At 36.5% G+C, this 14,659-nt stretch carries 17 protein-coding genes; 10 read left to right on the forward strand and 7 right to left on the reverse strand.

Annotated elements, in window-relative coordinates:
* Positions 1 to 724, reverse strand: a 724-nt coding sequence (locus AC1DJR_RS04295; protein ID WP_477002084.1) for a purine/pyrimidine permease, incomplete at its 3' end; no start/stop codon positions are given.
* Positions 725 to 819: 95 nt separating this feature from the next.
* Here AC1DJR_RS04295 and AC1DJR_RS04300 point away from each other — a divergent pair.
* From AC1DJR_RS04300 to AC1DJR_RS04310, 3 genes are all read left to right on the forward strand, one after another.
* Positions 820 to 1,812 carry a potassium channel family protein gene (locus AC1DJR_RS04300; protein ID WP_429687398.1) on the forward strand — a complete coding sequence of 331 codons (993 nt, stop codon included), beginning with the start codon at positions 820 to 822 and terminating at the stop codon, positions 1,810 to 1,812.
* Between the two features lie 6 nt (positions 1,813 to 1,818).
* Positions 1,819 to 2,106, forward strand: coding sequence for a YwdI family protein (locus AC1DJR_RS04305; protein WP_060750531.1), 288 nt, complete (start codon positions 1,819 to 1,821; stop codon positions 2,104 to 2,106).
* 63 nt (positions 2,107 to 2,169) lie between these two features.
* Positions 2,170 to 2,538, forward strand: a complete 369-nt coding sequence (locus tag AC1DJR_RS04310) for a DUF423 domain-containing protein (protein WP_002016371.1) — start codon at positions 2,170 to 2,172, stop codon at positions 2,536 to 2,538.
* 31 nt (positions 2,539 to 2,569) lie between these two features.
* Here AC1DJR_RS04310 and gerQ read toward each other — a convergent pair whose 3' ends face one another.
* From gerQ to hemQ, 4 genes are all read right to left on the reverse strand, one after another.
* Positions 2,570 to 2,998 carry a spore coat protein GerQ gene (gene gerQ / locus AC1DJR_RS04315; RefSeq protein WP_477002085.1) on the reverse strand — a complete coding sequence of 143 codons (429 nt, stop codon included), beginning with the start codon at positions 2,996 to 2,998 and terminating at the stop codon, positions 2,570 to 2,572.
* A gap of 27 nt (positions 2,999 to 3,025) precedes the next feature.
* Positions 3,026 to 3,448 carry a cell wall hydrolase gene (locus AC1DJR_RS04320; RefSeq protein ID WP_477002086.1) on the reverse strand — a complete coding sequence of 141 codons (423 nt, stop codon included), beginning with the start codon at positions 3,446 to 3,448 and terminating at the stop codon, positions 3,026 to 3,028.
* A gap of 174 nt (positions 3,449 to 3,622) precedes the next feature.
* Entirely contained in the window at positions 3,623 to 4,900 is a 1,278-nt protein-coding gene (locus tag AC1DJR_RS04325; protein WP_429687431.1) for a serine hydrolase, read from the reverse strand.
* A 195-nt stretch (positions 4,901 to 5,095) separates the two neighbouring features.
* Positions 5,096 to 5,839: a hydrogen peroxide-dependent heme synthase gene (hemQ, locus tag AC1DJR_RS04330; RefSeq protein ID WP_477002087.1), complete on the reverse strand. Its 744-nt coding sequence runs from the start codon at positions 5,837 to 5,839 to the stop codon at positions 5,096 to 5,098.
* A 277-nt stretch (positions 5,840 to 6,116) separates the two neighbouring features.
* Here hemQ and pta point away from each other — a divergent pair, with 277 nt between their 5' ends.
* The gene (gene pta, locus AC1DJR_RS04335) at positions 6,117 to 7,088 is read left to right on the forward strand and encodes a phosphate acetyltransferase (protein WP_002016367.1); all 972 of its coding nucleotides are present in this window, start codon (positions 6,117 to 6,119) and stop codon (positions 7,086 to 7,088) included.
* A gap of 69 nt (positions 7,089 to 7,157) precedes the next feature.
* Here pta and lipL read toward each other — a convergent pair whose 3' ends face one another.
* Both lipL and AC1DJR_RS04345 read right to left on the reverse strand, forming a co-directional pair.
* Positions 7,158 to 8,003 (reverse strand): octanoyl-[GcvH]:protein N-octanoyltransferase, encoded by an 846-nt coding sequence (gene lipL, locus AC1DJR_RS04340; RefSeq protein ID WP_002143911.1) that lies wholly within the window; start codon positions 8,001 to 8,003, stop codon positions 7,158 to 7,160.
* 127 nt (positions 8,004 to 8,130) lie between these two features.
* Positions 8,131 to 8,826: an RsfA family transcriptional regulator gene (locus AC1DJR_RS04345; protein ID WP_429687395.1), complete on the reverse strand. Its 696-nt coding sequence runs from the start codon at positions 8,824 to 8,826 to the stop codon at positions 8,131 to 8,133.
* Between the two features lie 289 nt (positions 8,827 to 9,115).
* Here AC1DJR_RS04345 and AC1DJR_RS04350 point away from each other — a divergent pair, with 289 nt between their 5' ends.
* The 6 genes from AC1DJR_RS04350 to AC1DJR_RS04375 all read left to right on the forward strand — a co-directional run.
* On the forward strand, positions 9,116 to 9,340 hold the full coding sequence (locus AC1DJR_RS04350) for a YuzB family protein (RefSeq protein ID WP_000526075.1): 225 nt from the start codon (positions 9,116 to 9,118) through the stop codon (positions 9,338 to 9,340).
* A gap of 236 nt (positions 9,341 to 9,576) precedes the next feature.
* Complete coding sequence (locus AC1DJR_RS04355; RefSeq protein WP_477002088.1) at positions 9,577 to 10,632, forward strand: FecCD family ABC transporter permease; 1,056 nt, start codon at positions 9,577 to 9,579, stop codon at positions 10,630 to 10,632.
* Positions 10,629 to 11,645 (forward strand): FecCD family ABC transporter permease, encoded by a 1,017-nt coding sequence (locus tag AC1DJR_RS04360; RefSeq protein WP_060750525.1) that lies wholly within the window; start codon positions 10,629 to 10,631, stop codon positions 11,643 to 11,645. The genes AC1DJR_RS04355 and AC1DJR_RS04360 overlap by 4 nt, the downstream gene beginning before the upstream one ends.
* A gap of 15 nt (positions 11,646 to 11,660) precedes the next feature.
* Entirely contained in the window at positions 11,661 to 12,473 is an 813-nt protein-coding gene (locus AC1DJR_RS04365) for an ABC transporter ATP-binding protein (protein WP_000212073.1), read from the forward strand.
* A 201-nt stretch (positions 12,474 to 12,674) separates the two neighbouring features.
* Positions 12,675 to 13,613, forward strand: coding sequence for an ABC transporter substrate-binding protein (locus AC1DJR_RS04370; RefSeq protein WP_477002089.1), 939 nt, complete (start codon positions 12,675 to 12,677; stop codon positions 13,611 to 13,613).
* Between the two features lie 144 nt (positions 13,614 to 13,757).
* The coding region (locus AC1DJR_RS04375) for an HD domain-containing protein (RefSeq protein WP_477002090.1) at positions 13,758 to 14,659 on the forward strand (902 nt) is incomplete at its 3' end.

Consider the following 14,659-nt stretch of genomic DNA (forward strand, 5'->3'; position numbering starts at 1 on the left):
GAAGTAGTAGTGTGACGAAAACGACCGTAATTGCCATGTTCCATTCAATGCGAGGCATTCCGAAAACAAACAGAGATGGAAGACGAATTATATCTGTCACAGGTGTTACTGGATTAGATAATCCGAAGCACGCAAATAATATCCAGCCGCAGACGATACTGAAAAGAACGGAATATTGTCCAATAATAGGTATCTTCATAATGAAAAAAGATAGTAAAATAACAGTGAGTGAAAGAATAAATACCTTTGGCTGTACTTCTGTATGTTGTCCATCAAGGCCAAACATGCCTTTTAAGAAGGAGCCACTAAGTTGTGCGACAAGAAGGAATAAATACGTTCCAATTACTGTAGGTGTAAAGTAGCGAACTAGTTTATCGATAAGTCCAAAAACACTAAGAATAATACAAATAATTCCGCTTAGTAGGAAAGCGTACTGAAGGACCTTAAGTGTTTCATTGCTTGATCCAAATAATACGACGCCTAAACTTGCATACAGGGAGAAAATTCCCCACCAAAGGCCTGCGGGACCTTCTTGAATAGGAAGTTTATGACCGAATATAGCTTGCAGTAGACCAGCAAAACCGAGAACAAATAATGTTCTTTGTACAAACGCGATAGCTTCAGCACCATCAAGGCCGTAACTAGTTGCGACACTAATTGGTACAATAAGACTTCCAGCTAAAATAAATAGTGCCCATTGTAAGGCAGAAAGAAATAGCTTCATTATATCAACCTCTTTCATAGATTCCGTTTCTAGTATATAGGTATTTCATTTCCTTTGGCAAAGATTGTAGATAGAGAAAAGAGTTGAAATATGATATGAATGCACGTAAGCAATTATGGATAGCAGTTATATGTATGACCTTTGTTGTAATTCTAGGAACGCTAGGATTTATGACAATTGAAGAGATTAGCTTGTTTCAAGCATTTTGGATGACGATGATTACTGTATTAACGGTTGGATATGGTGATGTAGTTCCTGTAACACAGGCAGGGAAATTTTTTGCGCTCCTTATTATACCTGTTGGCGTCGGCATCGTTACGTATGCAATGGGGGTAGTAGCAGCTATGATCATTGAGGGGAATTTATTTCATGCAGTGCGGAGGAAGAAGATGGATAAACAAATAGCACAGTTACAAAATCATATTATAGTATGCGGTTGCGGAAGAGTAGGGCTTCAAGTTGTACATGAATTACAGGAAAAGAAAATTCCATTTGTAGTTGTGGATAAAGATGAAAGTATATTCGAACAGGAAAAGCTTCTATATGTACATGGAGATGCAACTGAAGATCAAGTGTTACATAATGCCGGAATTTCGAAGGCAGCGGGTCTAGTTGCTATCGTAGCAAACGATGCTGAAAATGTATTTATTACATTAACGGCAAGAGGGCTTAATGAGGCAATTAAAATTGTAGCAAGAGCTGAAAAGCCAGAAACAGAAGAAAAATTACGGCGCGCTGGTGCAAATAAAGTTATTAATCCATCTAGTATGGCAGGAATTCATATAGCAAAAGGTATTGCTAATCCGTTAACAGTTCATTATATTGATACAGTATTGTATGGAATAGAGCAATCATTTGTAATTGAAGAGATCCAAGTTGGTAAAGATTCTATCTTAGTCAGTAAATCGTTACTAGAGAGTAATGTGAGAAATCAATTTGATGTAACAATTTTAGCGATTTTAAGAGGTGGAGATATTATCCATAATCCAACGGGGCAGGAAAAACTGCAAGAACATGATATGATAATAGTATTTGGTTCAGTGGAGAAACTGGGGCAATTTGAGAAAGAACTACAAAGTAAGAGGTGACAAGGAATGCAAGTATCTAGCGATAAGGTTTTAAATAAAATGGCGAATGAAATTGCAAAGGCAAAAAGTAGTGAAGGACAAAAATCAAAAGAGCATTTATTAGTTGTGCGTGCATTATGTGATTTATTATTAGATGAACAAGTTGAGCCTTCTACGTATAGAGAACCACAAGTTCAATCACAAATAATCGGATCTCAGCCTATAACAACAGCTCAACCGGTTATGCCAGTTTCTGGAGAACCTGTGTATATAAAAGAAGAAGGTGCAAATGGTAATTCTTTATTTGATTTTTAAGGATTAAATCGTTTGGATTATATGTGAAAATTGCTTATGATAAAAATAAAAAGGGGAATTAAGATGAAAATTTTCTTTTTACTAGGTTGTATTGCAGCAGGATTATCTGTTGCATTAGGGGCTTTTGGAGCACATGGTTTAGAAAATAAAATTTCTGCAAAAATGTTAGAAGTATGGAAGACGGGCGTTACATATCAAATGTTTCATGCAGGTGGCTTATTTGTAGTTGCTCTATTAATGGACAAAATGCAATCATCACTTTTAAGCACTGCAGGTTGGCTTATGGTAGCTGGGATTATTATGTTCTCAGGCAGTCTTTATGCATTAAGTACAACAGGTATTAAATTCTTTGGCCCAATTACACCTCTTGGTGGTGTAGCGTTTATTGTGGCGTGGATTTTAGTCGGAACTGCAGTTGTAAAAGGGTTATAAAAAACAAAAGCTGGCATTTGCCAGCTTTTTTTTATGGTCTTGGAGCATAAGTTGCTTGTTGACCAGGTAAATACGTAATTTCTCCTGGGAATTCTACATAATCTAAGTAAATCATTAGTAGTAAAAATCGTTTTCCAGATTTCGGTTCACTAATAACGATATGATCACGGCCGGCTGCCTCGATAATCCCTGTATAAGATTGTGTGCCAAGCGAGCTACCACGTTCATAAGTCATTACAACTGTAGCCTGCTTACCTTTGTTTAAACGAAGGATATTTTCAATATACGATTGCTCTAGTGGCAACATACCTTGAGAAACTGCAAGTTGAGCCTGAGCAGCTTGTTGTTGCATCGCTTGTTGCTGTTGTTGTTGCTGCGCGGTCATTTGTTGCGGTTGTACATAAGTTCCAGATGGTTGATAGAAACCTGTTCCRTAGTAYGGRTTTTGTTGCTGTGYCATTCAAAAATCCCTCCTCRTTTTCATTCCTTAATATAYGCTWGGRCAATCCYCSSCRGWTGGTTGGAAGAAGCAGTGCTTTTTAAAACGTCCAGAGTTTTGYTGGTYATACCAAGTTGGTGGGCAAGGACCTTCAGGTCTAAAAAACCATAAAGCGAAATTTGCAGGCCAAAAACGTTGCCCTTGAATTGTTCGACGGGCTAAGGCAATATCTTGTTCTCTTGCTCGTTGATAAAAATACCCTTTTTGAGTAGCTTCAAAACCACCAGGATTTTGATAAACCATCTGACGTAAGTTCCGTACTTTTTTAAAATCTAAACAATTTCCGCGGACACGATTTACACCGACATTTCCAACCATTAGCATGCCTTGTTGTCCTTCTCCTTCAGCTTCAGCACGCATGAGTCTAGCTAATAACTTTACATCTTCTTCTGTATGTGCGATAACACCCATTATGTGTCACCTCTCTTTTTGGAATACCCTTTGGAAAGAGGTTTTTCTTAGATGAAGTGTGGAACAATTACTAGTTCATACGTATGAGAAAAAGGACGCAGATATGACAACCAAACGAAGTTTTACATTTAGAGGGGAAAATAAAAAAAGCTAGCGTGAGCTAGCTTTTCATCATTAAAATACTTTAGACCATAAATTTGAGAAGAAATCGCCAATTGAACGCATTGTTAATACGAACCAATTTGCTTTTTCTACTTCTTCAGTCGTTTTTGCAGTAACTTTTATACTTTTATTTCCGTCTAAGAAACCATATTTATCAGATGGTTCTAAGACGATTGAACCTACCTTTGCATCTTTCTTAATAGGAGCAACTAAATGCTCATCTTCAGCAAGTGATTTATCTGCTTCAGTAGAAATTTTGTAAGGTGATTTGCTACCTTTTGCAGTAACTACTGTCACTTCTTTTTCTGGTGCAACTGTTACGTAGTCTTCTTTTCCTTTTACTACAGAAATTTTGTTGTTTTTATCTATTTTTAATTTCTGTTTTTCGAAGTTATTAAATCCATATTCAATTAATGCGCGAGATTCTGTGAAACGTTCGTCCATTGATTTCGTTTTAATAATAACAGATATAAGACGTAAATCACCGCGTTTTGCTGTAATGGTAAAACCATACCCAGCTGTATCGGAACTTCCTGTTTTTAAACCATCTGCTCCTTCATAAGAGAAAGCAGCACCTGGTAACATCCAGTTCCAATTTTCCATACGAATTGGTTTTGGATGATTATCTGGGAAGTTTCTAAATCTTTGTTTTGTATCCTCTAGCATTTCTGGATACTTTGTAATAATTGTTTTTGAAAGAATACCCATATCGCGAGCTGACATGGAGTTTTCTCCATTCGGATCAGTTCCTTCAGGATGTTTTCCTTTTAAATCAGCGTTATTTAACCCAGTAGCGTTTACAAATTTATATTTCTTTAACCCTAGTTTTTTCGCATGTTCATTTGCGAGATTTAAGAAGTTCTTTTCACTTCCTGCAAGTAATTCTGCTAAAGCAATACTAGATCCATTTGCAGAGAAGATAACGATAGAATGGTATAATTCTCTTACAGTATATTGACGTCCTTTTTCGAACGGCACGTTAGAGAATTCATTATTACGTGAAACTTCATAAGCGTAATCAGAAATAGTTACTTTCGTATCCCAAGTGATTTTTCCTTCTTTAATTGCTTCTAATACGGCATAAATAACAATTAATTTTGACATACTAGCGATAGCTAGTAATTCATCTGGATTTTGTTCATGCAGTATTTTTCCTGTATCCGCATCAAATAGCAGTGCAGCAGCTGCCTCTATATGTATTTTTTCTTCTGCATGGGATGTTGTTACTCCTAAGGAAGAAATTGACAATAGAGACACTAGTAAAATAGACAAGATTTTCTTCATATACATTATCACCTTCGCATCGTTATTAGCATATAGCTCGTACCATTTTAGCATAAATTTGGATATAGAAAGGTTACAATTTTGTAAGGGAATTGAAAAGAATTTGTCGATTTTTGTTCAAATTTGCAGAGAAAAGAAGTTTTTTGTGGGTAAATATAGAGGATAATAAAAAAAGGAACGAAATTCGTTCCTTTTTCATTATTATATGTGTAAAAAATTCTCTACTTTTTCGTCTGGTAAAATGTTCCCAACGAAGAATGTACCGAATTCACCGTAACGGGCACTTACTTCATCGAAGCGCATTTCATATATAAGCTTCTTAAATTGAAGAACATCGTCAGCGAATAATGTTACGCCCCACTCGAAATCGTCGAATCCGACTGATCCTGAAATTACTTGGCGTACTTTCCCTGCGTATTGGCGACCGATTTTGCTATGACTGTACATAAGTTTCTTACGTTCATCCATAGGAAGCATATACCAGTTATCATTACCTTGGYGACGCTTATCCATTGGATAGAAGCAAATGTGATTTGCTTTTGGTAACTCAGGATATAAGCGAGCTAAGACTTGTGGGTTCTGGTATGGATCTTCATCAGCTGGAAGATAGTTGCTTAGTTCAACAACAGATACGTAAGAATATGCAGGAACTAAATATTCAGCTAATGTTGTTTTATTTAATTCTGTTTCGATTTCATTTAACTCTTCCATTGTTGGACGTAAGATCATAAGCATAATATCAGCTTTTTGACCAACAACTGTATACATTGCATGACTGCCTTTTTTTGCAGTAGCTACTTCGTTCCATTTTTCAACGACATTTAAAAATTCAGACACTGCTTGTCCGCGTTCGTCACTAGATAATGTTTTCCATGCTGCCCAATCAATAGAACGTAAATCATGTAAACAATACCAGCCATCTAACGTTGTTGTTGCTTCACTCATTCTATTCACCTCAGTTAATGATATTTTACACGTTAACTATAGCATATATAGGATTAAAAACATCTACATAAAGTTTCGGCGCATAAAACTGTCACATTTATATTTACTGGAAAACGGGAGAAAATAAGGCTTAAGTAGGCATTATTTCTCGGCTKAATTTTATGAAAATATAATCATTTTCATTTTATCTATTTTTTGGGAGCTATAAGTTTAAAATATAGCTGAAAAGAAGTATTCTTAAAGGTAGAGTTTTTAACATTTGTAGGAGGGTTTATTCGTGAGCAATTTATTTACAGCAGTAAAAGAAAAAGTTCAAGGAAAAGGCATTTCTATCGTACTTCCTGAAGGAACTGATGAAAGAATTTTAGGCGCTGCAGAGCGTTTAGCAAAAGAAGAGTTAGTAAAACCAATTTTAGTTGGTAATAAAGAAGAAATTAGCGCAAAAGCWGCTAGCATGAACTTAACATTAGCAGGCGTTGATATTTATGAYCCAGCTACATACGAAGAAATGGATGCAATGGTAGCATCTTTCGTTGAACGCCGTAAAGGTAAAGCAACAGAAGAAGATGCTCGCAAAATTCTTAAAGACGAAAACTACTTCGGTACGATGCTTGTATACATGGGCAAAGCACAAGGTTTAGTAAGTGGTGCAGCTCACTCTACAGCTGATACAGTTCGTCCAGCACTTCAAATTATTAAAACAAAACCAGGCGTTACAAAAACTTCAGGCGTATTCATCATGGTACGTGAAGAAGAGAAGTATGTATTCGCTGATTGCGCAATTAACATTGCACCAAACAGCCAAGATTTAGCTGAAATTGGTATCGAAAGTGCGAAAACTGCTGAACTATTCGGTATTGACCCACGCGTTGCTATGTTAAGCTTCTCTACAAAAGGTTCTGCGAAATCTCCAGAAACAGAAAAAGTTGTAGAAGCAACTCGCATTGCAAAAGAAATGGCTCCTGAATTAACTTTAGATGGAGAATTCCAATTCGATGCTGCATTCGTACCATCTGTAGCTGAGAAGAAAGCTCCAGGTTCTACAATTAAAGGTGATGCTAACGTATTCGTATTCCCAAGCTTAGAAGCTGGTAATATCGGCTACAAAATCGCTCAACGCTTAGGTAACTTCGAAGCAGTAGGACCAATCTTACAAGGTTTAAATATGCCTGTAAATGATCTGTCTCGTGGATGTAACGAAGAAGAAGTGTACAAGTTAGCTTTAATTACAGCAGCTCAAGCACTTTAATTCTATAACGAATTAATATGAAAAAAGACCATCCTATTTCTTTTGAAATGAGGGTGGTCTTTTTGATTTCTATTTTTCTAAACCAAGTGCCTTATTATTACGGTCAATAATACGTTGTAAATTCGTCTCATATAAAGGAACTTCATCTACTGTTAGCTGAGATGATGTTAACTTTGGAGTGAATTGTTGCAACGTTTTTAAAAGGCGCATCATTAAATCTTGCACTGTAATTGTTTCGCCAAGTAATTCAGATAGTGAAGCCATCGTACTCGGTACAATTTCAGGATACGTAAATCTTGTTTCTTCGCCTTGAATTGCTACGTTGTAAAAATCACGAACGAGTGCGGCACGCTCAGATCCGCTTCCTGTCGCACATAAGTAAATTTGTACAGCAACGCCTCCGCGAATGCGACGCTGAGAAATACCAGCAAATTTTTGATCGCGAATGCTCAAATCGTAGCTACCAGGACAATAAGAACCAACAATTTCTTTTGCTTCGATAGTAACATCGTAATCTTTTAACATTTCCTTAATTAAATGCCACATCGTATCGTATCCAAGGTCGATATCGATACCCTTTTCTGTTTCTTGGAATAAAAGTGATACGTTTAAAACACCTTCATCAAGTACGACAGCAAGTCCACCAGAATTACGAACGATAACATTGAAGTCGTTTTCCTTTAAAAAGGAAATACCTTCTTCTAAATGTGGTAGGCGTGAATCTTGAATGCCAAGAACAATTGTATTGTGATGAACCCAAGAGCGCATTGTTGCAGCGGATAGACCATTTCCAATACTTGTGCATAACGTGTCATCCATTGCGAATGACTGAAGTGCATGGAAAGTTGGTCCTAAACTAGACTGATCTACAATACGCCACTCTGGCTGAGATAAAATCGAACGGGAATTGCTCATATAACTAACCCCTTATTTTTAAAATGACAATCTCTATTATAGCAAAAAATGTAGAAAGGGGTTTTCTCATATATAAAGGGAAGTTTAGAGGTGAAAGAATAAAAAGGATGCATTGCATGCATCCTTTTTATTCTGCAATTTTTTCTAAGTTACCGTTTCGATCCATGCGGAAAGATGTTTGTGAGCGTTCCTCATCATCCATTACTGCTAATTTACGAGCACGGTTCATAATATTCATAAGTGTTTCGTAATCCTCTTGTACAGTATGAGATTGTTGTTCTAATTTTTCTAGTTTCTTTTCTAGTTCTTCATTTCGCAGGATTTGCGCTTTAATTTCTTGTTTCAATCTCGTATTCTCGTTTTCAAGAGCTGTTACTTTTATATTTGAAGATCCAACTGTTTGTAAAAAGTAAATAACATCTTGCATTGTTATTGAGCTTTTTGGAGCAGGGACAGTCGGCTTTTGATATGGAGTAGCTTCTGTATATTGAACAGCTGTTTCATACGGTACGTGTTCTTCATAATCAGTTATCGCCGCCGCTGAAGCTGGTGGTGTGTAAAGCAAACGTTTTTTTGTCTGTTCACCGCCCGCAGCACGCATTTTATCTTTACGATGTTTTTTTGCTAGTTGAAGAGCTTGTTCATAGCTATAGCGAACAACAGCATTCCAGCGGAAACCACAAGCAGCAGATGTGCGATTTAACTGATCTCCTACTTCTTCAAAAGCATTTAATTGAGTACTTCCTTCTCGAACATGGCGAAGCACCGTTTCAGCAAGTAATAAATCGTCCTCGTCTGTCCAAGCATCTTGTCTTACTTTCATAGATTCAACTCCCTTTCTTTTTATGAACTTCCTATTTTTATAATGGGCAAAAAAATGAGCTTTTATACAAAGCTTTTAAAAATATGGTAGATTTCAATGAAGAGAAGAAATGTGGCTATGAATGATGAAAGCTTTTGAAGGAGAAAATATAAAAAATAGGTAGCTTTATATAGGAATAGAGCTACGCCCGGAGACTTGCAACAAGCTTCAAAGAGCGGTAAAATACCATTTAGTGTTTATTTTTAAATGTACTTGTGAAAAGTTTAAAATAGAGGAAGTGTTATATATAATGGGAAACGAATTTCGCGTGTGTGATGATTGTCAGGCAACGAACGTTAAAACGTTGATTCCGAAGTTAAAAAAAGTAGATTCATGTGCAACGATTGAGGTTGCATGTCAGTCTTACTGTGGCCCTGGTCGTAAAAAATCATTCGCGTTTGTAAATAATCGTCCAGTTGCGGCTCCAACAGAAGACGAATTAATTGTAAAAATTGAAGCAAAATTAAATAAGTAAGAAAAAGAAGAGTGAACAGATTACTCTTCTTTTTTTATGTCCATAAGATAGCGTTTTGTATGAATTCGTATTTCAAAATAATGGTTGACAGTCTTTTGACGTGGTAGGTAGAATAGAAAGTGTCTGATTCTGATAATCATTATCATAAAAAAGTCAATTCACCTAATTTTTTTATTATTATTTGAGAATAAATTTCATTTTATTAAATATATGTTGTTGGTTAGGATGGTTGAGGGATGGAAGCGAGCGCAAGGAGTATAGAACAGCAAGATGTGAATGTTAAAGAGATTAAGAGCAGACCACTCGTTGCTTCTATTATTTTAATAGCAGGCACAATTTTGTTAGCTTTAAGTATGGCAGTTTCTATTTCGTTTGGTGCAGCAGATATTAGTTTAAAGACCGTTTGGCAAGCTGTATTTCAGTTTGATGGTTCCATAACGCACCATAACGTAATTCAAGAACTTCGCATGCCTAGAGCAATAGGGGGCGTAGTTGCAGGTGCTTTTTTAGCGGTATCAGGTGCAATTATGCAAGGTATGACACGAAATCCACTTGCATCTCCATCGTTAATGGGGATTACAGATGGTGCTGTATTCGGAATTGCAATTATGTATGCATTCTTCCCTAATTCACCTTATTTAATGTTTGTTATCGCATCTTTTATTGGAGCTGCGTTTGGAGCGAGCATTGTATATGGTATTGGGTCTTCTTCACCAGGTGGATTAACGCCTGTAAAATTAGCTTTAGCAGGTGCAGCAATTAGTGCTTTATTAGGGGCAATTTCATCTGGAATTGCATTGTATTTCAACCTTGCCCAAGAGGTAAGTATGTGGAATGCAGGCGGTGTTGCCGGAGTGAAATGGCAAAGTATTAATATGTTAGTACCGATTGGTCTTGTTTGTCTCRTTATAGCAATTATGATGTCGAGATATATCACAATTTTAAGCTTTGGTGAAGAAATTGCGATTGGACTTGGTCAAAATACGACATTAATTAAATTTATCGGAACAGTACTTGTTCTTGTATTAACAGGTTCTGCGGTTTCTATGGCAGGATCAGTTGGATTTGTTGGACTTGTAATTCCGCATATGACTCGTTTCCTTGTAGGCTCAGATTATAGATGGGTTATTCCATGTTCTGCGGTCTTAGGTGGATTGCTAATTGAATGTGCAGATATGTTATCTCGCGTTATTAATCCACCATTTGAAACGCCAATTGGAGCAATTACAGCGCTAATTGGGGTGCCATTCTTCCTCTACTTAGCACGTAATGAAGGGAGAGGAAAGATGTGAGGACGAGCGTCTTAACAAAAAAGAACGTTTCTATTTTAACGATTTTAGTAGGATTAATTGTTGGTGTATTTTTAATAAGTTTAAATACAGGAACATTTAAAATTCCTCCAATAGATGTATTAAAGTCACTAGTTGGATTAGGTGCAGAAGATCAATCTGTTATTTTATTTGAATTTCGTATGCCGCGTATGGTTATTGCTATATTAGTTGGTTCTGCATTAGCTATGTCAGGTGCAATTTTGCAAGGGCTATCACGAAACCCGCTTGCTGATCCAGGTATTATCGGTATTAACGCCGGAGCGGGATTAACAGTTGTTGTATTCGTCTACTTTTTCTTTGGAAAAGTTGGAACTGGTACATTTTTATCTGTATTTATCCTTCCATTCTTCGCGCTAGTTGGTGCGATATTAGCAGCGGTTATTATTTATTTACTAGCATGGAAAGACGGCGTTTCATCAACTCGATTAATTCTTGTTGGTATCGCTGTTGCAGCCGGATTTGGTGCGGTTAGTTTAATTTTCTCTATGAAGATGACATCTAACGACTTCCGTTTTGCAACGATTTGGTTGGCAGGAAGTTTATGGGGAACAGATTGGAAGTTCGTACTAAGTGTACTCCCATGGATGATTATTTTCTTACCACTTGCCATTAGTAAAGCGCACATATTAAATGTAATGAATTTAGGCGACTCTACAGCAGTTGGCCTTGGTGTAAACGTAGAAAAGGAAAGACGTAAATTATTATTTATTGCAGTTTGTTTAGCTGGTGCATCTGTTGCGGTGGCGGGAGGCATTGGTTTTATCGGTTTAATGGCTCCGCATTTAGCGAGACGCCTCGTTGGTGGTAAACATCAAATTATGTTACCAACGGCTGCATTGATAGGAACGTTCTTGCTTTTATTTGCAGATGTAATTTCAAGAAGTGTGTTACCAACTTCAGAAATACCGGTCGGTCTTGTTATTTCTGTAATTGGTGCACCATATTTCATATATTTACTTATGAGGACAAAATAAAGGGAGGCTTTTTGTATGGCAACTTTAGCAGTTGATGCGGTATCTGTTGGGTATAATGAAGGGTTAATTATAGATGGATTAACAGTTGAAATTCCGGAAGGACAAATTACAACGATTATTGGACCAAATGGTTGTGGGAAATCCACATTATTAAAAACGGCTTCTCGTATTTTGAAAGCAAAACGAGGTACTGTTTATCTTGATGGAAAAGCAATTGAGAAACAGCCAACGAAAGAAATCGCAAAGAAAATGGCGATTTTACCACAAACTGCAGAAGTGCCAACAGGCCTTACTGTGTTTGAACTTGTTTCATATGGACGTTTTCCTCATCAAAAAGGATTTGGAACATTGAAAGAAGAGGATTATCGCTACATTCATTGGGCACTTGAAGTGACGGGGATGACAGAATTCGCAAATCGTCCAGCAGAAGCTTTATCAGGTGGTCAACGTCAACGTGTATGGATTGCGATGGCTCTTGCACAAGGAACAGATTTACTTGTGTTAGATGAACCAACAACATACTTAGATATGGCTCATCAACTTGAGGTATTAAACTTACTGAAGAAGTTAAACAAAGAAGAAGGCAGAACGATTGTTATGGTTATTCACGATTTAAATCATGCTTCTCGTTTCTCTGATCATATGATTGCATTAAAAGCAGGTAAGTTAATGAAACAAGGAACGCCAGATGAAGTTATGACGAGTGAAACACTTCGTAACGTATTTGAGATTGAAGCGCAAATCGTTCCATGTCCAGTAAAYTGTAAACCAATTTGTTTAACATACGATTTAGCGATGATTAATAATCAATTGCGTAAAAAAGCATAATTAATAGAATTTCCCCCTCTTAAAGAGGTGAGAGGGGGAGTTCTAATGGACGTTGAGCTTCTTACCCGCGGATGGGAAGTTGAACGCCCGTTAGAACGGGTTATAAACAACAATTAATAAAAATATATTAATTAAATGTTGTTTCGTTTCTTATAGTTACATGCAAATTATAAGAGAAATACAGCTAGAAGGAGTCGGAATATGAAGAATTTTAAAATGGCACTATTAGCAATGGTACTAGTTGTTACTTCTGTACTATTTGCAGCTTGTTCTAACAAAGAAGAAGAAAAGAAAGCAGATGCGAAAACTGAAGAGCGCACTGTACAACACGCAAAAGGGGAAATTAAAATTCCTGCAAATCCAAAGAAAATTGCTGACCTTAGTGGTTCAACAGAAGAATTATTAATTTTCGGTATGAAACCGATTATTACTGCAAATACAACACAAGAAAAAATTGATTCACATATTGAGAAGAAATTGAAAGATGTAAAACCGGTTGGTTCTGCGTGGGGCGATAAAATTAACATCGAAGCAGTGGCTGCTGCAAAACCAGATTTAATTATTGTAAACAATCGTCAAGAAAAGATTTATGATCAATTATCTAAAATTGCACCAACAGTTATGTTAAAAACTCCATTAGACCAATGGCGTCCAAAATTCGAAGAAGTAGGTCAAATCTTCGGTAAAGAGAAAGAAACAAAAGAATGGTTCAAAAAGTATGATGAAAAAGCAAGCAAATTACATGACAAAATCGTTGCTAAAACTGGCGATGCAACATTCATGAAAATGGCTGCATATCCAAATGCATTCCGTGTATACGGTGACTACGGTTACGGTAGCGTAATCTTTAATGACTTAAAATTACCAGCAGTTAAAGGTACACCAACTGATAAACCGTTAGTACAAATACAAAAAGAAGCTTTAATTGATTACAACCCAGATTACTTATTCGTATTTACAACTRGTGACGGTTCTCAGCGTCTAAAAGAATTCCAAGAAGAATCAATTTGGAAAAATATGAACGCTGTTAAAAACAACCATGTATTTACAATCAGTAATGAAGATGTAAACAAAGGATACTTCCCACTAGGTAAAGAAATGATCCTAGACGAAGTTACTGAGTTCATTTTAGGAAAATAATAAATAAAGAAAAATCACCTTTGCTTTGGTAAAGGTGATTTTTCTTTATTAAAGAGAATTAATATAGTCTTTCATTTCTTTCTTTTTCCTATATCGTTTATAATATATAGTAAGAATGCAGTAAAGAAAGGGGGATGTCGGAAGGTGGTATATTTAAACGACAAACTCAGCGAAACAAAAGTGTTTAAAGACCCAGTACATAAATATGTGCACGTGCGTGATCGCGTTATTTGGGATTTAATCGGAACGAAAGAATTTCAACGCTTGCGCCGTATTAAGCAGCTTGGAACGACATTTTTTACATTTCACGGTGCAGAGCATAGTCGCTTTACTCATTCGTTAGGTGTGTATGAAATTATTCGTCGTATGATTGATGATGTGTTTGATGGCAGACCAAATTGGAATGCTGAAGATAGATTGTTATGTTTATGTGCGGCATTACTTCATGATGTCGGTCACGGCCCATTTTCTCACTCGTTTGAAAAAGTATTTTCGTTAGATCATGAGAAATTTACGCAAAAGATTATCGTTGGTGATACGGAAATTAATCGTGTGTTAAGCCGTGTGGATAAGGATTTCCCGCAAAAGGTAGCAGATGTAATTGCGAAAACATCTACTAATAAATTAGCGATTAGTATGATTTCGAGCCAAATTGATGCCGATCGTATGGATTATTTATTAAGAGATGCATATTTTACTGGTGTAAAGTATGGGAACTTTGATATGGAACGTATACTGCGTGTCATGCGCCCGTACGGTAATCAAGTTGTCATTAAAAATAGTGGTATGCATGCTGTAGAGCATTATATTATGAGCCGTTATCAAATGTATTGGCAAGTATATTTTCATCCGGTAACACGTAGTGCAGAAGTAATTTTAACGAAGATTTTACACCGAGCTAAATCACTGCATGAGAAGTATTATGCGTTTAAAAATCATCCTGTTCATTTCTATTCTTTATTTGAAGAAGAAGTGACAGTAGAGGATTATTTAAAGTTAGACGAGAACGTAATGTATTATTACTTCCAAGTATGGCAAGACGAAGA

Source organism: Bacillus sp. 05T31 (assembly GCF_056396725.1).

Excerpts from the sequence above, each read along its gene's own strand:
- AC1DJR_RS04300 (WP_429687398.1), top strand. The coding sequence starts at position 820 with ATGAATGCACGTAAGCAATTATGGATAGCAGTTATATGTATGACCTTT.
- AC1DJR_RS04305 (WP_060750531.1), top strand. The coding sequence starts at position 1,819 with ATGCAAGTATCTAGCGATAAGGTTTTAAATAAAATGGCGAATGAAATT.
- AC1DJR_RS04310 (WP_002016371.1), top strand. The coding sequence starts at position 2,170 with ATGAAAATTTTCTTTTTACTAGGTTGTATTGCAGCAGGATTATCTGTT.
- AC1DJR_RS04325 (WP_429687431.1), bottom strand. The coding sequence starts at position 4,900 with ATGTATATGAAGAAAATCTTGTCTATTTTACTAGTGTCTCTATTGTCA.
- lipL (WP_002143911.1), bottom strand. The coding sequence starts at position 8,003 with ATGAGCAATTCCCGTTCGATTTTATCTCAGCCAGAGTGGCGTATTGTA.
- AC1DJR_RS04345 (WP_429687395.1), bottom strand. The coding sequence starts at position 8,826 with ATGAAAGTAAGACAAGATGCTTGGACAGACGAGGACGATTTATTACTT.
- AC1DJR_RS04350 (WP_000526075.1), top strand. The coding sequence starts at position 9,116 with ATGGGAAACGAATTTCGCGTGTGTGATGATTGTCAGGCAACGAACGTT.